18 protein-coding genes are annotated in these 20,807 nt (G+C 71.6%); 8 read left to right on the forward strand and 10 right to left on the reverse strand.

Translation table 11 applies throughout. The features are described 5' to 3' along the window. Nucleotides 1-76: 76 nt before the first annotated feature. Nucleotides 77-1,840, reverse strand: a complete 1,764-nt coding sequence (locus HCK04_RS28930) for a hypothetical protein (RefSeq protein ID WP_240971911.1) — start codon at nucleotides 1,838-1,840, stop codon at nucleotides 77-79. Between the two features lie 240 nt (nucleotides 1,841-2,080). On the opposite strand from HCK04_RS28930, the gene HCK04_RS28935 reads away from it, so the two are divergent. Next, nucleotides 2,081-2,749 (forward strand): DUF305 domain-containing protein, encoded by a 669-nt coding sequence (locus tag HCK04_RS28935; protein ID WP_147943544.1) that lies wholly within the window; start codon nucleotides 2,081-2,083, stop codon nucleotides 2,747-2,749. Nucleotides 2,750-2,759: 10 nt separating this feature from the next. Here the strand turns inward: HCK04_RS28935 and HCK04_RS28940 are convergent, their stop codons facing one another. The 7 genes from HCK04_RS28940 to HCK04_RS28970 all read right to left on the reverse strand — a co-directional run bounded on the left by HCK04_RS28940 (nucleotide 2,760) and on the right by HCK04_RS28970 (nucleotide 10,514). Next, the gene (locus HCK04_RS28940) at nucleotides 2,760-4,838 is read right to left on the reverse strand and encodes a prolyl oligopeptidase family serine peptidase (protein ID WP_142650544.1); all 2,079 of its coding nucleotides are present in this window, start codon (nucleotides 4,836-4,838) and stop codon (nucleotides 2,760-2,762) included. A 53-nt stretch (nucleotides 4,839-4,891) separates the two neighbouring features. Continuing rightward, nucleotides 4,892-5,629, reverse strand: a complete 738-nt coding sequence (locus tag HCK04_RS28945) for a transporter substrate-binding domain-containing protein (RefSeq protein ID WP_168066346.1) — start codon at nucleotides 5,627-5,629, stop codon at nucleotides 4,892-4,894. Nucleotides 5,630-5,708: 79 nt separating this feature from the next. Continuing rightward, nucleotides 5,709-6,587 (reverse strand): amino acid ABC transporter permease, encoded by an 879-nt coding sequence (locus HCK04_RS28950; protein WP_142650546.1) that lies wholly within the window; start codon nucleotides 6,585-6,587, stop codon nucleotides 5,709-5,711. Continuing rightward, on the reverse strand, nucleotides 6,584-7,255 hold the full coding sequence (locus HCK04_RS28955; RefSeq protein ID WP_142650547.1) for an amino acid ABC transporter permease: 672 nt from the start codon (nucleotides 7,253-7,255) through the stop codon (nucleotides 6,584-6,586). Before HCK04_RS28955 ends, HCK04_RS28950 begins: the two co-directional genes overlap by 4 nt. A gap of 35 nt (nucleotides 7,256-7,290) precedes the next feature. Continuing rightward, nucleotides 7,291-8,124 (reverse strand): glutamate ABC transporter substrate-binding protein, encoded by an 834-nt coding sequence (locus HCK04_RS28960; protein ID WP_142650548.1) that lies wholly within the window; start codon nucleotides 8,122-8,124, stop codon nucleotides 7,291-7,293. A gap of 45 nt (nucleotides 8,125-8,169) precedes the next feature. After that, nucleotides 8,170-8,925, reverse strand: coding sequence for an amino acid ABC transporter ATP-binding protein (locus HCK04_RS28965; protein WP_142650549.1), 756 nt, complete (start codon nucleotides 8,923-8,925; stop codon nucleotides 8,170-8,172). A 173-nt stretch (nucleotides 8,926-9,098) separates the two neighbouring features. Further along, nucleotides 9,099-10,514, reverse strand: a complete 1,416-nt coding sequence (locus HCK04_RS28970) for a HAMP domain-containing sensor histidine kinase (RefSeq protein WP_142650550.1) — start codon at nucleotides 10,512-10,514, stop codon at nucleotides 9,099-9,101. A 277-nt stretch (nucleotides 10,515-10,791) separates the two neighbouring features. Here HCK04_RS28970 and miaB point away from each other — a divergent pair, with 277 nt between their 5' ends. Continuing rightward, nucleotides 10,792-12,312, forward strand: a complete 1,521-nt coding sequence (miaB, locus tag HCK04_RS28975; protein ID WP_142650551.1) for a tRNA (N6-isopentenyl adenosine(37)-C2)-methylthiotransferase MiaB — start codon at nucleotides 10,792-10,794, stop codon at nucleotides 12,310-12,312. Nucleotides 12,313-12,577: 265 nt separating this feature from the next. Here miaB and HCK04_RS28980 read toward each other — a convergent pair whose 3' ends face one another. Further along, on the reverse strand, nucleotides 12,578-13,393 hold the full coding sequence (locus HCK04_RS28980) for a hypothetical protein (RefSeq protein WP_142650552.1): 816 nt from the start codon (nucleotides 13,391-13,393) through the stop codon (nucleotides 12,578-12,580). 229 nt (nucleotides 13,394-13,622) lie between these two features. Here HCK04_RS28980 and HCK04_RS28985 point away from each other — a divergent pair, with 229 nt between their 5' ends. Then, nucleotides 13,623-14,573, forward strand: a complete 951-nt coding sequence (locus HCK04_RS28985; RefSeq protein WP_142650553.1) for a ribonuclease Z — start codon at nucleotides 13,623-13,625, stop codon at nucleotides 14,571-14,573. Here HCK04_RS28985 and HCK04_RS28990 read toward each other — a convergent pair. After that, entirely contained in the window at nucleotides 14,546-15,241 is a 696-nt protein-coding gene (locus HCK04_RS28990; RefSeq protein ID WP_142650554.1) for a class III extradiol dioxygenase subunit B-like domain-containing protein, read from the reverse strand. The genes HCK04_RS28985 and HCK04_RS28990 overlap by 28 nt on opposite strands. 42 nt (nucleotides 15,242-15,283) lie before the next feature. Here HCK04_RS28990 and HCK04_RS28995 point away from each other — a divergent pair, with 42 nt between their 5' ends. The 5 genes from HCK04_RS28995 to HCK04_RS29015 all read left to right on the forward strand — a co-directional run bounded on the left by HCK04_RS28995 (nucleotide 15,284) and on the right by HCK04_RS29015 (nucleotide 20,764). After that, nucleotides 15,284-15,817, forward strand: a complete 534-nt coding sequence (locus tag HCK04_RS28995) for a methylated-DNA--[protein]-cysteine S-methyltransferase (protein WP_142650555.1) — start codon at nucleotides 15,284-15,286, stop codon at nucleotides 15,815-15,817. A gap of 28 nt (nucleotides 15,818-15,845) precedes the next feature. Next, nucleotides 15,846-16,757, forward strand: a complete 912-nt coding sequence (miaA, locus tag HCK04_RS29000; RefSeq protein WP_142650556.1) for a tRNA (adenosine(37)-N6)-dimethylallyltransferase MiaA — start codon at nucleotides 15,846-15,848, stop codon at nucleotides 16,755-16,757. A gap of 9 nt (nucleotides 16,758-16,766) precedes the next feature. Continuing rightward, nucleotides 16,767-17,579 carry a diaminopimelate epimerase gene (dapF, locus tag HCK04_RS29005; RefSeq protein ID WP_142650557.1) on the forward strand — a complete coding sequence of 271 codons (813 nt, stop codon included), beginning with the start codon at nucleotides 16,767-16,769 and terminating at the stop codon, nucleotides 17,577-17,579. A gap of 74 nt (nucleotides 17,580-17,653) precedes the next feature. Then, nucleotides 17,654-18,421, forward strand: a complete 768-nt coding sequence (locus tag HCK04_RS29010; RefSeq protein WP_142650558.1) for a hypothetical protein — start codon at nucleotides 17,654-17,656, stop codon at nucleotides 18,419-18,421. A gap of 66 nt (nucleotides 18,422-18,487) precedes the next feature. Beyond that, nucleotides 18,488-20,764: a tetratricopeptide repeat protein gene (locus tag HCK04_RS29015; RefSeq protein WP_142650559.1), complete on the forward strand. Its 2,277-nt coding sequence runs from the start codon at nucleotides 18,488-18,490 to the stop codon at nucleotides 20,762-20,764. The last annotated feature ends 43 nt before the right edge of the window (nucleotides 20,765-20,807 follow it).

Below are 20,807 nucleotides of genomic sequence, written 5' to 3' on the forward strand. Positions count from 1 at the left end.
TGAAGGGCCCCCGTCCAATGCTGGACGGGGGCCCCGGTCGTGCGGGGACTGCCCCGGTGGGGCGCCCCCCGTCGGCTCAGGCCTTGAGGCTGAGCGCGTCGGCGAGGTCGTTGAGCGCCTTCGCCAGCGTCGCCTGCGCCTTGACGGAGGTGTCGAGCTGGTGGGAGACGGCCCGAAGCTGCGCCACCGCGGCGTTCTTCTGCGGCCCGTTCGTGAACTGCTCGGCCCGGTCGACGAACTTCTGTACGTTGTCGGCGGTGTTCTTCTTCATGGTGCCGGTGCGCAGCGCCTGCGCGTAGTAGGCGCGCACCAGCGGGAAGCTCGCCGGCCACGTCACCCGAGGCTGCTGCTGGGTGTTGAACCGGTCGAAGGTGGCCGTGGCAGCCGCGTCGATCTCGGCCTGGTCCAGGTGCTGGCTCGCGGTCAGCTTGAACGCGTCGATCCCGCGGGCGATCTCGCTGCCGTAGACGTTGCCGTTGTAGTAGTACGCGGACCAGAAACCGCCGAGGAGCAGCGAGGTCGCGCTGACCGGGCCGCGGTCGAAGTACGCGATCTCGTGCGGGTTGGCCGAGTCGGTGAAGTCGAACACCGAGACGCCGCCCTGATACCAGGCCTGGACCATGATGTCCCGGCCGGGCACGGGAACGAGCGACCCGTTGTGCGCGACGCAGTTCTCCTGGTTCGTCTGCGGCACGGGCAGCTTGTAGTAGCTGCGGAACTTCAGCTTGCCGTCGACGATGTCGAAGATGGCGTCCGCGCCCCACGAGGGCTCGTCGGTGACACGGCACCGCGCCCCGGTGCCGCCGCCCCACTCGTCGGTGAAGACGACCTTGGTCCCGTCGTTGTTGAACGTGGCCGAGTGCCAGTAGGCGAAGTTCGGGTCCGTCACCGCGTCGAGCCGCTTGGGGTTGGCCGGATCGGAGATGTCGATCAGGAGGCCGTTGCCCGCGCACGCCCCGGCCGCGAGCCCGATCTCCGGGTAGGCCGTGATGTCGTGGCAGTGTGTCGTGACGGGCGACGGCGACCAGGACGAGCCGGACGGGTGCTGCGGGGACTGCGGGGCGTTCTGGAGACCGTTGATCGCCCCGGTCTCCGGATCGGTGAACAGGCGCGGTGTGGAGACGACCGCCGCGGTCTGCGGGGCCGCCAGCGGCACCTTGATGACCTCGATACGCCACTGGGACGTGTTCGGGTCGGTCGCCGCGGTGTTGGCGCAGCCCGCGAGCTCCGAACCCGACCGGACGCTCGCCGTGCCCTGCACGTAGACGTACACGTTGTCCGGGTCGTTCTTGCCGGTCACCAGGGTGTGGGTGTGCGAGCCGCGGCAGGTCTGGACGGCCGCCACCTGGACCGGCCTGCTGATGTCGCTCACGTCGAAGATCCGGACGCCGCGGAAGCGGTCCGGGTTGACCGTGCCGCTCGCGCCCTGCGTGCCGCAGTCGATCCTGCCCCGGGTCTCCTCGACCGACATGAACAGCAGGTTGCCGTACACCGACAGGTCGCCCTGGCCGCCCGGGCACACCACGGACGTGGTCAGCACCGGATTGGAAGGCGTCGAGATGTCGTAGATGTTGAAACCGGTGAAGTTGCCGACGAACGCGTACTTGCCGCTGAAGGCCATGTCCGAGTTCGCGAACGACGAGTTGCCCGGGCTGGAGGCCTGATAGAAGCCTTCAGGCTTGTCCCGGTGGGCCAGGAGTTCCAGCCCCTGGCTCGCCTGCTGAGCGTCCAGCCAGCCTGCTCCCAGGCCGGTTCGTGGATCGGCGTCGTCCGCCATGGCCGTGGCGGGCAGGAGGCCCACCAGGACCGCCCCTGCGGCGACGACTCCGATCTTCCTCAATCCAGCACGCCCCCAACGTGCTGCCGCACGACTGATTCTCAAGGGTCGCACCCCTCCTTTTCTGATCTTGCCGGCGTGACCCATTGCGACGTGCGACAGATCTCGGGGCCCGGCCCGACCCAAAAGATCTACGCGGCGTTTGGGGGACACTAACTGAATATGGGGCGAATGTGCTATACCCCTTCACATCCTCCGGTTTGGCCGGTATCCCCCCAACCGCCGACGAAGCGAGCGCAGGCCATGATCTCCTCCCCGTCGTTACGGCAGCTTCTCGCGCTCGCGCTGGCCGCCGCCGCGATCAGTGCCTGTACGGCCGAGACCGCCGCACCCCCCGCCACGGTGAACGTCGTGCAGCCGGGGGCACCGGGACAGGGCAGCAAGGTCTTACCGGCCGGTGAGGTGCCGAGCTCCGACAGCAGGGAGTACACCGACGCCGACGTGCGGTTCATGCAGGGGATGATCCGGCATCACTCGCAGGCCCTGCGCATGACCGCGCTCGTCGCCGGGCGCAGCGAGAGCAGCGACCTCCCGCGTTTCGCCAAGCGGATCGAGATCTCCCAGCAGGACGAGATCGACCAGATGGTGCGCTGGCTCAGGGCCCGGCTCCAGCAGGTGCCGAGCGTGGGCTCCGGCGGGGGACACGACCACGGCGGCGGGGAGCTCATGCCCGGCATGCTCAGCGAGGCGCAGTTCGCCGAGCTGGAGCAGGCCAAGGGAGCGCGGTTCGACCGGCTCTTCTACGAGTACATGATCCAGCACCACCTGGGAGCGCTGACCATGGTGGAGCGGCTCTTCGGTGACGGGGGAGGCGAGGAGTCGGAGATCAACCAGTTCGTCACCCATGTCGATGCGGACCAGCGCATCGAGATCGACCGGATGCGCACGCTTCTCGCCGGGACGGACGGATGACCGGCTCCGCTCAGCGGAAGATCTGCAGGTAGAACGACAACTCGGCGGCGAGCGCCGCCGCTCTGGTCTCCAGCCGCCGGAATCCGTGGGCCTCTCCCTCGAAGGTCAGATAGGTGCAGGGCACGCCGCGCGCCAGCAGGCGCTCGGCGAACGCCCGCGACTGGGCCGGCGGCACCACCGGGTCGGCGAGCCCCTGCATGAGCAGCATGGGGCAGTTCACCCGGTCGGCCCGGGCCAGCGGCTCGCGCTCGCCATACCGGTCCTCGGGGCCGACCAGCCACTCCACATAGCGCGACTCGAAGTCGTGGGTGGCCGCGACGAGCGGCCCGAGCGCGCTGACGCCCGCCACCGAGACGCCGCCCGCGAAGACGTCCGACGCGCCGCAGGCGGCCATGACCGTCCACCCGCCCGCGCTCGCGCCGCGTACGGCGATCCGCGCGGGGTCGGCGAGACCTTCCGCGACCAGCCACTTGGCCGCGGCGATCACGTCCTCCACATCGGTCACGCCCCACCGGCCGCGCAGGCGCTCCCGGTAGGCCCGGCCATATCCGCTGGATCCGCCGTAGTTGACGTCGATCACGCCGATGCCGCGGCTGGTGAAGAACGCCTTGTCCAGGCTGAGCTCGCTCGTCGCGTGCCCGGTGGGCCCGCCGTGCACGAACACGACGTAGGGCGCGCCGCCCTCGTCCGGCTGTCGCGGCGGATACAGGTACGCGTGGACGCGGACGCCGGGCGCCGCCCCGAACTCGACGGCACGAGGCGTGGGAAGAGCATCGGCGGGGACGTCGTCGATCTCCCGGCGCAGTTCCTCGGCCCGAGCCACCCGAGCGGCCCGAGCCACCCGAGCGGCCCGAGCCACCCGAGCGGCCAGGGCACCAGGGCTACGGTCGGCGCGGTCGTCGGCCGGGTCTCCGGGGCTCAGATCGGCAGGTCGGTCGAGGCCGCTCCCGCCGTGGTCGGCCTCGCCCTCGCCGCGGTCGGCATGGCCGTCGGCGGGGTCTCCGGGGCCTGCGGTGGTGTCGATCCGGACGACCGAACGCGGCGCGCCCGCCCGGTAGCCGAGGCCGACGAGCACGTCGCCGTCCGCGTCCAGCATGGGCGCCCAGCCCTGGAAGGGGACGTCGAGATCGGAGAGCGTACGCGTCTCCGGGTCGAGGACGCTCAGGCGCAGGTCGCCGCGTCCGTGCAGCACGGCGAGCCGCCCGTCGCCCAGCACGGCGTACGGCAGGCCGCCGAGCTGCCACAGCGGGCCGGCGAACTCCTCCTCCGCCGGGCAGAGGGTCTCGCACGACGAGCCGGTGATGTCGGCCCGGTAGAGGTTCCACCAGCCCGACCGATCGGAGACCGCGTACAGGCGCCGCTCGTCGCACCACACCGGCGCGAGGACCGACTCGGCGGTGCCGCCCAGCACCGTCCGCGTGGCGCCGTCGGACAGCCGCGTGACCCGCAGCTCGGTGCCGGTCCAGGGCATGTGGGGATGGTTCCAGCAGATGTAGGCGAGGTGCCGGCCGTCGGGGGACGGCGTGGGCGAGGCGTAGAAGTCGCTGCCGGTGACCACCTCGGCGATCTCGCCGCCGATCGGATCAATGGCCACGATCGAGCGGGTGACCTTGGCATCGTGGTGGTGGCGTTCCCGGACGCACCACACCCGCAGACCATCCGCGCCGTCCTGGACCCGCAGGTCGGCGTAGCGCAGCGTGCCGGGCTCGTCGGGCTCCGGCGTGACCGGAGAGGGCCGCTCCACTCCCGGGCCGCCGCCGGTGCGCGGCCTGGCGAGATAGAGCCTCTGGTCGGCGTGGTGCGCGAAGACGATCCCGTGGCCGGGGACGACGACATAGGACCGGCCGCCGTACTCGTGCACGCGCGTACGGGCGTCCCAGGGCGCGGGGAGCAGGTCGGTGAGGGAGCCGTCGGCGGCCCGGTGGACGACGGTGCGGCGGCCGCCCTCGGCGGGGCGGTCCTCCTCCCACCACGTCTCCCCGCCCAGCACGGTCGGGAAGCCGAGCCGCCGGCCGGCGCGTGCGACGTCGGCGGTGGAGATGGACGACGGCCGTGGCGAGAACGGCCTCGGGCCAGGCGTGGGGGGCATGACCGCATCCTGCCGGAGGAGCCCGCTTCCGGGGGCGTGAATGCGGCAACGCGTCAGTCGAGGGACGGGGGAGTGGTGTAGCGGGTGGCGAGCGCGCCGAGCTGGTCGATCACCGTACGCTTCCAGGTGCCGTCGTCGAACATCCGGCGCAGCGCCTCCTCGACCTGGTCGCGCAGCGCGGGCGTCTCGGCGGCGATGCCGTACTTCTCGGTGGCCAGGGACCCGCCGCTGAAGCGGAACCTGCCGGGATACTGCGCCGACAGCCCGGCGAGCACGGGGGCGTCGGCCACGATCGCGTCGGTCCTGCCGGAGGCCAGCAGCGGCGCGCAGGCCGCGGGCAGGTTCGCCTCGGCGAGGAAGACCTGGCGCCAGCGGGTGCCGAACCGCTTCACGAGCGGCCCGGCGGACTCCCGGGTGGCGCAGACGCGTTTGCGGGCGAGGTCACGCGGGCGGCGGATGGACAGGTCGCCGGCCCGTACGAGGACGTCGGTGCTGGTGACGAGGTAGGGGCCGGCGACATACCGGGAGCCCGCGGGGCCGGTGGCGCCGACGACGAGATCGGCCCGCGTGGGGTCGAGCGTGTAGACGACCTGGTCGTCGCGGTAGCCGAGCGCCCTGGCGACGTATTGCGCGACCTCGATGTCGAAGCCGCTGTAGCGGCCGTCGGGGAGCCGGGTGACCAGGCCCGGCTGCCCGGAGCGCACGCCGACCACCAGCGTGCCGGCGTTCCCGCATCCACCGGTCAGGAACGCGGCCGCAAGGACGCCGACCACGGCAACGCCACGCCACACGCGCTCAATATCGAGGTCGAGCCTGTCCCCCCGCCAGCAGCGACACGGCAAAGCTCCCTTTACCCGGGACTCCCGCAGGTCAGCGCATCAGCGCGACCTCGCCGCCCGCGGCCGCCTCGGCGGCGGCCGGGTCGGCCGCGACCTTGCGGCTGCGCCTGCTGCGCCGTTCCAGCCAGTTGGCGAGGTAGCCAAGCGCCAGGTTGATCATGATGTAGACCGTCGCGATCACGATGACCGAGGGGATGAGGTTGGCGTAGTTGGCCGGCACCACGCGGGCGCCCGCGTTCAGCAGGTCGGCGTACGCCACGACGAACCCGAGCGCGGTGTCCTTGAGCAGCACCACGAGCTGGCTGACGATCGCGGGCATCATCGCGGTCACCGCCTGCGGCAGCAGGATCAGCCGCATCACCTGGTTCTTGCGCAGACCGATCGCGGATCCCGCCTCGGCCTGGCCGCGCGGCACGGCGAGGATGCCCGCGCGCACGATCTCGGCCAGGACCGACCCGTTGTAGACCGTGAGACCGAAGACCACGGCCGCGAACTCGGTCACGACCAGCCCGGCGAGGCTCCCGCCGTACTGGGCGAAGAAGATCAGCATGAGCACCGGGACCGCGCGGAACGCCTCGACGACCACCCCGGCCGGGATCCGCACCCAGCGGTGGTCCGACAGACGGGCGATGCCGAACACGGCCCCGAACAGCAGCGCGAGCACCGCGGCGAGCGCGGCGGCGACCAGCGTGTTGAGCAGCCCGGGCAGGATCAGCTCGGTCCAGGTCTCGCCCCGCAGGAACGGCTCCCACAGCTTGCCGTCCCACTGGCCCTTCTCGTCGAACTTCGTCCAGACGAAGTACGCCACCAGCAGCAGGACGACGCCGAACACGAGGGTCAGCACGTTGTTGCGCAGGCGGGCGCGCGGGCCCGGGACGTCGTAGAGGACGGTGGCGCCGCGTCCGCTCATCGGATCACCGCCAGGCGCCGGGCCAGCCGGCCGGACAGCAGGTTCAAGGGGAGGGTCAGCACGACGAACCCGGCGGCGAAGCCGAGGAAGATGGGAATGATCGCGTCTCCGTGGGCGTCGAACAGGTTCTTCATCCGCAGCGCCGCCTCCATGACGCCGATCGCCGCCGCGACCGTCGTGTTCTTGACCAGGGCGTTCAGCAGGCTGCCGAGCGGAGCGATGACCGTGCGCACCGCCTGGGGGAGGATCACCAGGCGGAGCGTCTGCAGGAACGTCAGCCCGATCGCCCGGGCCGCCTCCGCCTGCCCGAGCGGCACGGTGTTGATCCCGGACCTCACGACCTCGCACACGAAGGCGGAGGTGTAGGCGGACAACCCGATGATCGACAGCCAGAAGCTGTTGAGCGACAGGTCGTCCCGGGAGAACTGGACGCTCATCACCGTGCCCAGGCCGAGGCCGCAGAACACGATGATGAGCGTGAGGGGCGTGTTACGCAGCACGTTGACGTACACCGCGCCCGCCCCTCGCAGCACCGGCAGCGGACTGACGCGCATGGCCGCCAGCACGATCCCCCAGACCAGCGAGATCACCCCGCTGACCACCGTGAGCTTCACCGTCAGCCAGAACGCGCCGAGGATGACGGGAAGCTCGTCGACGACGGCCTCCACCGCCGGCCTCCTCTCAGTGCCGCTTCCGCGCCGTCCTAGTAGCGGTCGACGGCCGGCGGCGTGGTGAAGTACTTGCCGAACTCGCCGAGGTTGGCGTCGAGGGCCGCACGCCAGCTGCCGTCGTTGAAGAACTTCTCGATGGCGTTGTTGATCGCGTCACGGCCGGCCTTGTCGTCCTTCTTGATGCCGATGCCGTACCGCTCCTCGCTGAACGGCTGGCCGATCAGCTTGAACTTGCCGGGGAACTGGGCGGCGAACCCGGCGAGGATCGTCGCGTCCGTGGAGATGGCGTCGACCTGGTTGTTCTCCAGCAGCGGCAGGCAGGCGCCGTACCCCTGCTGCTGGGTGAGGTTCTTGGACTCCCACTCGGGCCCGAACTTGTCGGCGAGCCGCTTCGGCGACGACGAGCCCTGGGCGCCGCAGACCTTCTTGTCCTTGAGGGACTCGACCCCGGTGATCGAGGTGTCGTCGGCGCGGACGAGGATGTCCTGTCCGGTGACCAGGTAGGGCCCGGCGAAGGAGATCTTCTGCTTGCGCTCGTCGGTGATGGAGTAGGTCGCGACGACCATGTCCACCTGGCCCTGCTGGATGAACGGCTCGCGGTTGGCCGACTGGGCCTCCTTGAACGTGATCCCGCTCTCCGGCACGCCGAGTTCCTTGGCGACGTACCTCGCCACGTCGACGTCGAATCCGCCGTAGCTGCCGTCGGGCTTCTTCAGCCCCCAGCCCGGCTGGTCGATCTTGATGCCGACCACGAGCTTCTTGTCGTTCTTGGCCTTGTCGACGATCGAGTCCGCACCGGAGTTGCCGCAGGCAGTCAGGCCGGTGGCCAGGGCGGCCAGCGCGAGCAGGCCGGCTCCGAATCGCATCCGCGTCACCTTTCGCTTCTTGTGGAGCTTGTCGTGAGCTGGGATCTAGTGAGTGAGGATCTTGGAGAGGAAGTCGCGGGCGCGCTCGGTGCTCGGCTGGGTGAAGAACTCCGAGGGCGACCCCTCCTCGACGATCTGGCCGTCGGCCATGAACACGATCCGGTTGGCCGCCCGGCGGGCGAAGCCCATCTCGTGGGTCACGACCATCATCGTCATGCCGTCCTTGGCCAGACCGGTCATCACGTCGAGCACCTCCTGGACCATCTCGGGGTCGAGGGCCGAGGTGGGCTCGTCGAAAAGGATCATTTTGGGGTCCATCGCCAGCGCGCGGGCGATGGCCGCGCGCTGCTGCTGGCCGCCGGAAAGCTGGGCGGGATACTTGCCCGCCTGCGTGGCGATGCCGACCCGTTCGAGCAGTTCCATGCCCCGCTGCTCGGCCTGCTGCCGGGCGACCTTGCGCACCCTGGTCGGGCCGAGCGTGACGTTCTCCAGGATCGTCTTGTGCGAGAAGAGGTTGAAGGACTGGAACACCATCCCGACCTCGGACCGCAGGCGGGCCAGGGCCCGGCCCTCCGCGGGCAGCTCCCGCCCGTCGAAGACGATGGTCCCGGTGTCGATAGTCTCCAGCCGGTTGATCACCCGGCACAGCGTGGACTTGCCGCTGCCGGACGGGCCGATGACGACGACCACCTCGCCCCGGCCCACGCTCAGGTCGATATCCCTGAGCACATGCAGGGGACCGAAATGCTTGTTGACTCCCTCCAGTCTGACAAGCGGGTCGGAACCACTGATCTCCGTCATGGTCAACAACGTAGGGGGGTCAACGTCGCCGCGTCACTAACGGAGCGGTACCGAATAGATCACATCCCGGCTGCTCAGGACATCACTCCCGGTTTGTCCGTACGGCTCCGGCGGCCGGCGGTGGGACGGGGCTCATCGGGGCCGGAGAGCGGCTTGATCGACTGACGGGGAACTCACCGAATGACCGGAAAGCTGAAAAGGCCGGCATGACCGGTGCCGTGCGAACTGCGGCCGGAGGTCTGCGGCGCTTCGCGGACGGGCAGACGCAGGACGAACCGTGCTCCCTTTTCGCTGTCCTGGATGGTCAGCGTGCCGTGATGCGCTTCCGCGATCTCCCGTGCGATCGCCAGCCCCAGCCCGGTCCCCCCGGAGTCTCGGTCGCGTGAGGCGTCCAGCCGGGTGAAGCGGTCGAAGACCCGTTCCCGGTGTTCCGGGGCGATCCCGGCGCCGTCGTCGAGGACCTCCAGCGTCGCCGTCGGCCCGTCGGCCCGCACGCTGACGGTGATCAGCGAGGTGGCGTGCCGTTCGGCGTTGTCGAGCAGGTTGACCAGGAGGCGGGTGATCCGCAGCGGGTCGCAGTCGACGAACACGTTCCGCCGGAGATCCCGCACGATCCGCATCCGGTAGTCGTGGCGGTCGAGCTCCTCGCCGACCAACCGGCCGAGGTCGGTCGCACTGAGGTCGAGCGGTGCGCGGGCGTCCAGCCTGGCCAGGGTCAGCAGGTCGGTCACGATCGCCTGGAGCCGGTCCACGCCGGTGAGCACCGCCCCGGCCATCCTCGGCCAGTCGGTGTCGTCCGGATGCATGAGGGCGTCTTCGAGCTGCGTCCGCATGGCGGTGAGGGGGCTGCGCAGGTCGTGCGAGGCGTCCGAGGTGAACTGCCGCAGTTGCTTGTACGCGCCTTCGAGCCGGTCGAGGGTGTCGTTCACCGTTCCGGCCAGGAGGTTGATCTCCTCCTGGTTGTCGCACGCCACGGGGACCCGGCGGTGCAGATGGGTGGCGGTGATCTCCGCCAGTTCCGTGCGGATGGCGTCCACCGCGGTCATGTCCCTTTTGACCACGTGGAAGGTCCCGGCCGCCGTCATCGCGGTCGCGAGCAGGGACATGCCGATCGCGAAGGACAACGCCGCCGTGTTCCCGAACCAGGGGACGGTTGGAACCGCGATGTAGAGGAGCCACGGCCCGTCCGGCTGATAGACCTTGTACGAGAAGACGGTCATGCAGTCCTTCAGCCCGGCGGGAGGGCACAGCACCCGTTCGGCGTGCACGCTCGCGCTGGGCGCGCGGAAGGTGGCCATCGGGGGCTTGTGCGCGAGTTGCGGCGTGGACGCGACGACCTGTCCCTGCGTGTTCAGGACCTGGATCGCGATGTCGCGGCCCGCCGGCAGCATGGAGGGGAGGTATCCCTCCCTGATCAAGGGCACCGTGCGGTCCCACGCCCCGGTGGCCCGGTCCCGGGCCATGTCGGCGTCCTTGCTGCCCACGACGAAGAGGAAGAGCAGGCTGACCCCGGTGCAGACCAGCGCTGCGGCGATGGAGTAACCGACCGTCCTGCGGACGAGAATGGATGATCGGTTCCAGTTGGGCATCGTTTCGGCCAATCGGTGGGGAGCGTTGGTTTCTGCCCTCACAAGGGCACCACATAGACATGAATGACTCAATAAAACGAAACTTTCCGTTGTTACAAGCCTGGGTAATGAAAGAAGCGAGCCGGGGTCATGACGGCGGCTCCGTGTCCACGATTGGGTCCGCGATTGGGTCCGCGCCCGGCATGGTCCGGCAGGGCTCGCCATGCGTCACGTCGCAGCCGGGTGTGCGACGTTCGGGTACGGGCAGGGGCGGCGAAGCGCCTACCCTGGTAGTGCGATGACTGCGACCACACAGACTGCGACGACCCAGGGCGCCGAAAGCGCGGCCCGGACCTACGAGGTGCGGACCTACGGCTGCCAGATGAACGTGCACGACTCGGAGCGGCTGTCCGGGCTGCTGGAGGACGCCGGATACGTCCGCGCGGCCGAAGGCGACACGCCGGACGTCGTCGTGTTCAACACCTGTGCCGTACGCGAGAACGCCGACAACCGGCTCTACGGCAACCTGGGCCACCTGAGACCGATCAAGATGGCCCGCAAGGGCATGCAGATCGCGGTCGGCGGGTGCCTGGCGCAGAAGGACCAGGGCGAGATCGTCCGCCGGGCCCCGTGGGTGGACGTGGTCTTCGGCACTCACAACATCGGGTCGCTGCCGGTGCTGCTGGAGCGGGCCCGGATCGCCGAAGAGGCCCAGGTCGAGATCAAGGAGTCCCTGGAGACCTTCCCCTCCACGCTGCCGAGCCGCCGCGAGTCGGCGTACGCGGCCTGGGTGGCGATCTCGGTCGGGTGCAACAACACCTGCACGTTCTGCATCGTGCCGTCGCTGCGCGGCAAGGAGAAGGACCGCCGTCCCGGCGACATCCTCAACGAGGTGCGCACGCTCGTCGACCAGGGCGTCCTGGAGATCACCCTGCTGGGGCAGAACGTCAACACCTACGGCGTGGAGTTCGGCGACCGGCTGGCGTTCGGCAAGCTGCTGCGGGCCTGCGGCGACATCGAGGGCCTGGAGCGGGTCCGCTTCACTTCGCCCCACCCGGCCGCCTTCACCGACGACGTGATCGCCGCCATGGCCGAGACGCCGAACGTGATGCACCAGTTGCACATGCCGCTGCAGTCCGGCTCCGACCGCATCCTCAAGGCCATGCGCCGGTCATACCGGTCCGAGCGCTACCTCGGGATCATCGAGCGGGTCCGGGCCGCGATGCCGGACGCCGCGATCTCGACCGACATCATCGTGGGCTTCCCCGGCGAGACCGAGGAGGACTTCCAGCAGACCCTCGACGTCGTACGGCGGTCGCGCTTCGCCAACGCGTTCACGTTCCAATACTCCATCCGGCCTGGCACCCCCGCCGCCACGATGGAGGACCAGGTGCCCAAGGAAGTCGTCCAGGAGCGCTACGAGCGCCTGGTCGCCCTCCAGGAGGAGATCTCCTGGGAGGAGAACAAGAAGCAGGTCGGCCGCACCCTGGAGGTGCTGGTCGCCGAGGGCGAGGGCCGCAAGGACGACGCCACCCGCCGCCTGTCCGGCCGGGCGGCCGACAACCGCCTCGTCCACCTCGCCGGCGAGGCCGCCGCCGACGCGCGCCCCGGCGACATGGTCACGGTCGAGGTGACCTATGCCGCGCCGCACCACCTGGTGGCCGACAAGGTCCTGTCCGTACGGCGGACCCGCGCGGGCGACGCGTGGGAGGCCCGGCAGGCCGCTCCGCAGCGGGGCAACGCGGTCAGCCTGGGAATGCCCACCATCGGGCGTCCCGCTCCGCTGCCCGCCGAGCCGTCCGCCTGCTCGGCCGTCTGACGCGTCGGGTCCGGCGACGGCCGGGTCACCGGGCGTTCAACGGGGGTCACCGGCCGCGCCGCTGAGCGGAGCACCGGGCAGGCCGTGGGCCGGCCCGCTGGGCGAGTCAGTGGCGCGGGTCAGGCACGGGCCAGGTCGCCGGGCAGGTCACGCTCCCGGATGCTGGGCCGGCCGTCGGGCAGGTCAGGGCAAGGGCGCGGGTCGGGGCACGCTCCGGGACGCTGGGCCGGCCGCTGATTCCGGCCATCGCGCGGGCACACGACGTTCACTGGCCGAGGGCGCGCAGGACGTCGTAGCAGTAGTCGCGCCGCAGTTCGTCGTCGAACTGCAGGCAGGGGTCCTCGACCCGGGTGCTCGCCGCGCCGGACGGGTCCGTGTCCCCGGCGCTCTTGGACGCGGTGTTCCCGGCTTTCGTGGTCTCGGCCATCGTGGCGTCGCTCGTGGAGCCGCGTGCGGTCTGCTGCCGGGCGTCCTGCGGAGCCATGCGGGCCGGTCGCGGCTGCCGCGCCTCCCCGGGCAGGCCGTCAGCGGAGTCGCCTCCGCCGCCCTGTGACGACGAGGACGTCGAGGGCGTCCGGGACCCGGAGGAGGGGCGCGCCGCCGGGGCGGGACGCCGGGACGACCGTGACGATTCGATCTCGCGGCCGGGCGGTGGTGCGTCGCGTCGATGCGCCCGCGGCTCCCGAACCGGCTGTTTTTTCACCGGCTGCCCCTTTTTCGGGTCGTTTCCCGAATTGTTCTCCGCGCCGTCTCGCGTGACCGCTTCTCCGGTCTCGTCGTGATGTCCGGCCGCGCGTTCCGGTTCCGTTTCCGGCAGCTCGGACGCATGATCGGGCGGTGCGGTTTCCGACGGGAAGAAGGGGTCGGCGGCGGGCGATCCCGGCACCGGACGTGCCGGTGTGGCCGCGGCGCCCAGGTCGACGGCCACCGGCGGGGCGGGCGGGGGCGCGGGGGTCCGACCGGACAGGACGGCCAGCACGACGCCGAGCCCGGCGACGGCGATCACGCCGACGACGCCCGTGAGGGCGAGAACGGGGTGACCTTCGCGGCGGTGCCGCGGGGTTGGGGAGAAATCCGGCAAGGTCGTGATCTTCCGTGCGGCGGGCAGTCGTTTCCGATTTCTCAGTCTGCCCGCCGCATGTGAATTCCCGCGGCGGTTCCGCCGATTACCGGGGACTCCAAATATGCCGACGGCCATTGTCGCGAAAAATGTCCCTGATATTAGTGAGTGAGGCAATTTCCATAGAAACGCCGTGTACGACCGATGCCTCCGCACGCGGCGGTTGCCGGACACGTCCTAGCATCGCCGTGTGTCCGTTCGTGAACTGGTCGTCCTCGGCACCTCCAGCGCGGTGCCCACGCGTCACCGCAACCACAACGGTTATCTGCTGCGCTGGGACGGCGAAGGGTTCCTGTTCGACCCGGGCGAGGGCACCCAGCGGCAGATGCTGCACGCCGGGGTGAGCGCGCACGACATCACCTGGATCTGCGTCACGCACTTCCACGGCGACCACTGCCTGGGAGTGCCCGGCGTGGTCCAGCGGATCGCCAGGGACAAGGTGACCCACGAGGTGCGGGCGGCCTACCCCGCGAGCGGCGAGACGTACTGGGGCAGGCTGCGCAACGCGTCGGCCTTCGCCGACACCGACGTGATCGCGCCGCGTCCGGTCTCCGGCGAGGTGACCCGGTGGCCGGCGGGACCCGTGACGCTGACCGCGCGGCCGCTGTCGCATCCCGTCCAGTCGTACGGCTATCGCGTGGACGAGCCGGGCGGACGCCGCATGCTGCCCGGCGAACTGGCCAGGCGGGGCGTGCGCGGACGGATGATCGGCGAGCTTCAGCGGCACGGCTCGCTGACCCTGCCCGACGGCACGACCGTCACGCTCGACGAGTGCAGCGCCCCCAAGCCGGGCCAGAGCGCCGCCTTCGTGATGGACACCCGGATGTGCGACGGCGCGTTCGCCCTGGCCGACGGCGTCGACCTGTTGGTGATCGAGTCGACCTTCCTGTCGGACGAGAGCGCGCTGGCCGCGCAGTACGGGCACCTGACGGCGGCCCAGGCGGGGCGGATCGCGGCGGCCTGCGGGGTGCGGCGGCTGGTGCTCACCCACTTCTCCGAGCGCTACACGACGGCGGACGAGCCGCGCTTCGTCGACGAGGTGCGCACGTCCTACGCCGGGGACGTCGTGACGGCGCGCGACCTCATGCGCGTCCCCGTGCCGAAGCGCGCGGACTACCAGGCCCAGCGGGCGGCGAAGTAGCCCACGCCGTACGGCGCGTCGTCATACATCAGCTCGCAGGCGGCGGGTGCCGTCCGGGCCGCGCCGCCGAGGACCTGGAGGGCCGCGCGGCCCGCCGCCCACAGCTCCCGCGCCTCGCCGGGGTCGAGGCCCAGCAGGCGGCCGGCGTCGCCAGAGGCGAGCGCGGCGGCGATCACCTCGTCGTACGGCACCGCGCCGGGGTGGATGTAACCCGGCGCCTTCTCGGTGCGCCTGGCCGAGCCGTCGCCCATCACCAGCAGCGCCACCCGCCCCGCCGAGTCCGCCAGGCGGCGGCCCAGCGCGGCGCACTCGCCCGGCGGGGCGTCGAACCCGACCGCCTCGAACCGCAGCGCGGGCAGGTCGTCTCCGGACGACGCCTGTTCCAGCAGCCAGCGGCCGATCGTCAGCGACAGGGGCAGGACGGGATCGCCCGGGCCGACCCGTACGTCCGGGCCCCACGGGCGCAGCGTCCCCGCGGCGTCGCCGGGGAAGGACGCGGTGGCGTCGGCGCCGCCGGCCACGGCCAGCACGTCGGCGCGGGCGTCGAGAAGCGAGCCGACCGCGGCGGCGCAGGCCGCGCGAAGATCGTCGAGTTCGGGTGCGGCGGCCCCGGCGACCTGCGGGACGAGCAGCGGAGGATGCGGGCAGACGGCAGCGGCGACCAGCACCCGATCACCCTACCCCGCCCGGGCGCGCGCAGAATGGGACGCATGGACAGCAGCACGGTGGCGTTCGCGACCGTACCGGCCAAGGTGGGCGACGTGGTCGCCGCCGTCACCGAAGACGGGGTCGTCGCGACGCACTTCCAGGACGGCCCCCGGTTCAGGGAGAGCGTCGCCGATCGTCTCGGGATGGCCGTCGCCGACGACCCGGCCCGTACGGCCGCCGCCCGGGAGGAACTGACGGCCTACTTCCGGGGCGAGCTGAAGGAGTTCCGCGTGCCGGTGGACTGGCGGCTCATGTCGCCGCTCCAGCGGCAGGTCCTCGGCACGTTGTTCGCGACCGTCCCGTACGGCGAGGTGGTGACGTACGGGGAGCTGGCGGCGCGCAGCGGCACGGGGGTCCCGGCGCGGGCCATCGGCTCGATCATGGGCGCCAACCCGATCCCGATCATCGTGCCGTGCCACCGGGTCGTCGCGAGCAACGGGCTCGGCGGCTTCAGCGGCGGCGAGGGCGTGGAGTCCAAGCGGTGGCTGCTCACCCTCGAAGGCCACCTGCCTCCCACCCTGGACTGGGACATCTGACCTCTCCGCCGCTGGGACACTGGAGGGTGTGGGGCAGCTACCTGTGATCGCCGTCGTGGGCGCGACCGCGGCGGGAAAGTCAGATCTCGCCGTCGAGCTGGCGCTCCGGCTGGACGGCGAGGTGATCAACACCGACTCCATGCAGCTCTACGAGGGCATGGACATCGGCACGGCCAAGCTGACCATGCGGGAGCGGCGCGGCGTCCCCCACCACCTGCTGGACCTCTGGCCGGTGACGCGGACCGCCAGCGTGGCGGAATACCAGCGGCTCGTCCGCCCGCTGATCGAGGACCTGCGCTCCCGCGGCAGGGCGCCCGTGCTGGCGGGCGGATCCGGGCTCTACGTGCGCGCCGCGATCGACGACCTGGAGTTCCCGGGCACCGACCCCGACGTGCGGGCCCGGCTGGAGAAGGAGCTCGCCGCGACCGGCCCGGCGCCCCTTTACGAGCGGCTCAAGGGCCTCGACCCGGTGGCCGCGGAGAACATCCTGCCGAGCAACGGCCGCAGGATCGTCCGGGCGCTGGAGGTCATCGAGCTGTCCGGGCGGCCGTTCTCCGCCACGATGCCGTCGTACGACGCCGTCTATGACAGCGTGCAGATCGGCGTCGAGGTGCCGCGGCCGGTGCTCGACGAGCGGATCGAACGCAGGGTCGCCCTCATGTGGGAGGCCGGGCTCGTCGACGAGGTGCGCGCGCTCGCGGCGCGCGGCCTGGCGGAGGGCAGGACCGCCAGCAGGGCGCTCGGGTACGCGCAGGTGCTGCGCTTCCTCTCGGGGGAGTGGACCGAGGAGCAGGCGCGGGAGGAGACGGTGCGCGCCACGCGCAGGTTCGCCCGGCGGCAGGAGTCGTGGTTCCGCCGCGACCCCCGGGTGGTCTGGCTGCCGTTCGACGCGCCCGATCTGGCCGACCGCGCGATCCGCGTGATCACCGAGGCCTCCTAGACTGCTGCCATGCGGTTTCTGAAGGGCCACGGCACCGAGAACGACTTCGTCATCCTGCCGGACGCCGACGCCACGCTCGACCTGTCCCCGGTGGACGTCGCGGCGCTGTGCGACCGGCGCGCGGGCATCGGCGCCGACGGGGTGCTGCGCGTGGTGCGCACCAAGCTCTGTCCCGAGGCGGCCGGGCTGGCCGGCGAGGCCGAGTGGTTCATGGACTACCGCAACGCCGACGGCAGCGTCGCCGAGATGTGCGGCAACGGCGTCCGGGTCTTCGCCCGCTATCTCGTGGACGCGGGCCTCGCGGCGCCCGGCGAGTTCGCCGTCGCCACCCGCGGGGGCCTCAAGCGCGTACGGCTCGGGGCGACGGGCGACGTGACCGTGGACATGGGCATGCCGCGGGTGCTGGGGGACAGCAGCGCGGTGGTCGACGGGCGCGAGTGCCGCGGCGTGAACGTGAACATGGGCAACCCCCACCTGGCGTGCGCCGTGGAGGAGCCGGTGGCGGGGTTCGACCTCGGCCGCGCGCCCGCCTTCGACCGCGGGGTCTACCCCGAGGGCGTCAACGTCGAGATCTTCAACATGCTGGGCGACCACAAGGTGTCGATGCGGGTGCACGAGCGGGGCGCGGGCGAGACGCGGTCGTGCGGCACCGGCGCGGTCGCGACGGCCGTCGCCGCGGCCCATGCCGCCGGGGAGACCACCGGCACCTGGGAGGTCCGGGTCCTCGGCGGCACGGTCACCGTCAGGCTGGAGGAGGACACGAGCTATCTGTCCGGCCCGGCCGTCCTCGTCGCCTCGGGGGAGTGGCCCGCCGTCCTCTGATCGTTCCGGAGGACTTGCAGAATCTTGTTCTGATCCGCCACCGTGAGTCTGGGAGACCGGACCGAGGAGGGCGCATGGACGCGCGTGACGCGGTGGTGGAGACGAAGGCGGTCGTCGGGGCCCTCGGCGGGGGCTTCATGCTCTCCCGCGAGGTCAAGGCGCTGTGCGAGCGGCACGGTCTCGGCCCACGGGAGATGTACTTCCGGGGCAGGTGCGGCGTCCTCGGCGAGGTGGACGCCGACGTCGTGCTCGCGGCGGTCGTCTTCTTCCCGGCCGGGCACGTGCGCGAGTCGTGGGAGGGCGGGCGCAAACTCCCCGCGGAGGAGGCCGCCGCGCTCTACGCAGGGGCCTGCCACGACTGGGGGCGGCGCAGGCTCGCCGGCTTCGCAAACGCCGACCGGCTGGCCGAGCTGCTCGCCACCGTCGCCGACGGCGCGGACGTCTACTGCGCGCCGCTGTTCGCCGGATGGCGGGCCATGCCGCGGCCCGACGGCGGGCCCGCCCTCGTGGCACACCTGCTGCACGTCGTGCGGGAACTGCGTGGCGCCTGGCATGCGACGGCCGTGGTGGCGGAGGGACTCGGCCCGCTGGAGGCCACCCTCGTGGGCGCCGCCGACGCCGGGACCCCCGTTCCTTACGGCCGCACCACCGATGTCGCCCGCTTCCTCGCCTGGCCCGAGCCCTACCCCGCGCCGTCGGCGGAGGCGGTGGAGCGCAGGGCCAGGGCAGAGGCGCTGACCGACGACCTCGTCGCCCGCGCGTACGCGGTGCTCGGCCCGGCGGAGCTCACCGAGCTGTGCGCCCTGCTCCGGGAGGCGTCCCTGGCGGGCCGGGCGCGCTGACGCGCCGGGGAGCCGAAGGCCGCGTTCGTTTGGGTCATGGTCGGCAACCTGGCAGACTGACTGCTCATGGACGTGGACATCTGGGCCTGGGTCGGCGGCACCCAGCGCGAACTGCACGAGGCGGGCAACACGGGGCTGGCCATGGCGCTGGGTGACGTGCCCGCGCAGGCGCTGGAGGGCCGTTTCACCCAGCTCGACGTCGTGGCGCCGGCGATCGCGCAGCACGCGGAGACGCTGGAGAAGCCGTGGCTGGAGTTCTTCGCGCGCTACTGGCACCTGCTCGGCCGGGTGGGCGACCGGGCGATCGGCGCGGCGGCGCTCGAGGACGCCGTCGCGCTGGCGGACTTCGCCCAGCGTGACGACGTCAGCGACTGTCCTGCCGCCCCCGGCGCGGTGGAGGTCCTGGCGATGACCCAGGCCAACACCGACGGCCCCGGTTATGCCGAGACCCGGCTCGCCGCCCTGGGCGCCGTCCTCGACGGCGTCGGCCCGGAGTCCCTCGCCTTCTCCGGCCTGGCCACGCAGTACGTCGCGGCGCTGATCGACGCCGGCCAGGCGGCCGAGGCCGTCGCGTACGCCGAGGCGGCGGTCGAGCGCCTGCGCGGAGCGGGCCGAGAGGCGAGCTGGGAGCTGGGCGCCGCCTCCGCGCGTGCCCTGCTCGCCGCCGGGCGCGCGGACGACGCCCTGGCCGCGCTCGACGCCTCGACCGGCTTCAAGCCGGACGACCCGGTCGCGAAGGGCCGCCGCGAGACCCTGCTCAAGTCGCAGGTGCTGGCCACGCTCGGCCGCATCCCGGAGGCCGTCGAAGCGCTGCCCGACCTCGACGTGATCGGCGACCACGCGCGCGAGTGGGTGGAGTGGGCGCGCACGGTCGGCATGCTCACCGAGGGCATCGCCAACACCTGGCAGCTCGGCCGCATCCTGCGACAGTGGATCTCCTACTTCGAGAGCGTGGGCGGCCACCGCGCCAGGTTCGAGCTGGCGCTGACCGCCGGTCACCTGGCCGTCGCGCGGCAGGGCCTGTGGCAGGCCCGCCTGCTGGCCGACTACGCCGAGGCCGCGATCGCCAGTCTCCGCGCCACCGAGGGCCTGGCCGAGCGGGTGGCCGAGCTGCGCGCCGCCGCCGACGCCGCCAAGGAGCTCGCGCCGCCCGGCCCGCGTGACGAGCTCGTCGCCTACTTCGACGCCGCCGACGGCAGCACCGCCGACCCCGAGCGGTGGGTGGGCTGGCTGTGGCCGCTGTCCGGCACCGACCTGGAGGCCACCCGGCGCCACACCACGACGCTCGGCTTCCTCGGCTACGCCCCGGTGGGCGCCGACCTCTACTGGAAGACGATCGTCGAGGACGGCGACCCCGCCGCAGCCGGCGACGACGACATCTCCTACCTCACCGGCCTGCTCATCGAGGCCGGGCAGGACGAGCGGGTGGAGACGCTGGCGGCCCGGCTGCCGGAGACCCGTTCGCACCTCGCGCTCGCCCGGCTGCACCGCGCCCGCGAGCGCTGGGAGCAGACGGCGGCCGAGGCCGAGCAGGCGGTCGCCCACGGAAGCGGCCTGGAGGCGCGCCGTCTGTGGTCGGGCGCGGTGCAGCAGCTCGGCGACAACTCCAAGGCGGCCGAGATCCTCAAGCCGCTCCTCGACTCCGGTGAGGGCGAGGAGGAGGACGTCTGGCGGCTCATCGTGCTGTCCACCGCCGTGGAGGACTGGGCGACCGTTCGTGCCGCCGGCGCCAAGCTCGGCATGCCGATCGAGCCGGGAGAGGGCCCGATCGAGGAGGAGTGGCACCTGGTCCGGGTGATCCTCCCCGCTCCCGACGGCAGCCAGCGGGAGGTGCTCGCCGTACGGACCGGCCCGGCCACCGCGCGCCTCGCGATCCCGCAGCCGCGCGGCATGGAATACAACGCGGGCGACGTGGTCGTGATCGACCCCCGGCCGCTGGAGCCGATCCCGGAGAACGAGCAGGAGCGCGAGAGCTTCGTCATCCCGTTCGCCGGGGTGACGATGCTGCGCCCGGGCGGCTACACGAGCTGGTTCTTCGACGGCGCGGCGCCGTCGGAGGACGAGTGGGCCGAGTTCAACGAGGTCCTCGCCGAGCGCGGCTGGCCCATGTGGGTCTACAGCGACGAGAACTACCGCGTCACCCACCCGGCCACCGGCGAGCAGCTTCCCGGCGTGTTCGGCTGGATCGCGATCCCGCCCACCGTGCGTCCGGCGGAGCTGGACGCCGTTCTCGACGACGTGACCGAGCAGTGGTCCCACCCGCTCGCGTGGCTCGACCTCGCCCGCGAGGTCGGCATCGAGGCCGAGCGGCACGAGCGGATCTCCAAGGAATACGGCCTCTGATCCGTGTCGGCGGAACCTTGCTCTAGAGTCGGTTCGATTCGTG

The sequence above is a fragment of the Microbispora sp. CL1-1 genome, assembly GCF_012034195.1.
Lineage (GTDB): Bacteria > Actinomycetota > Actinomycetes > Streptosporangiales > Streptosporangiaceae > Microbispora.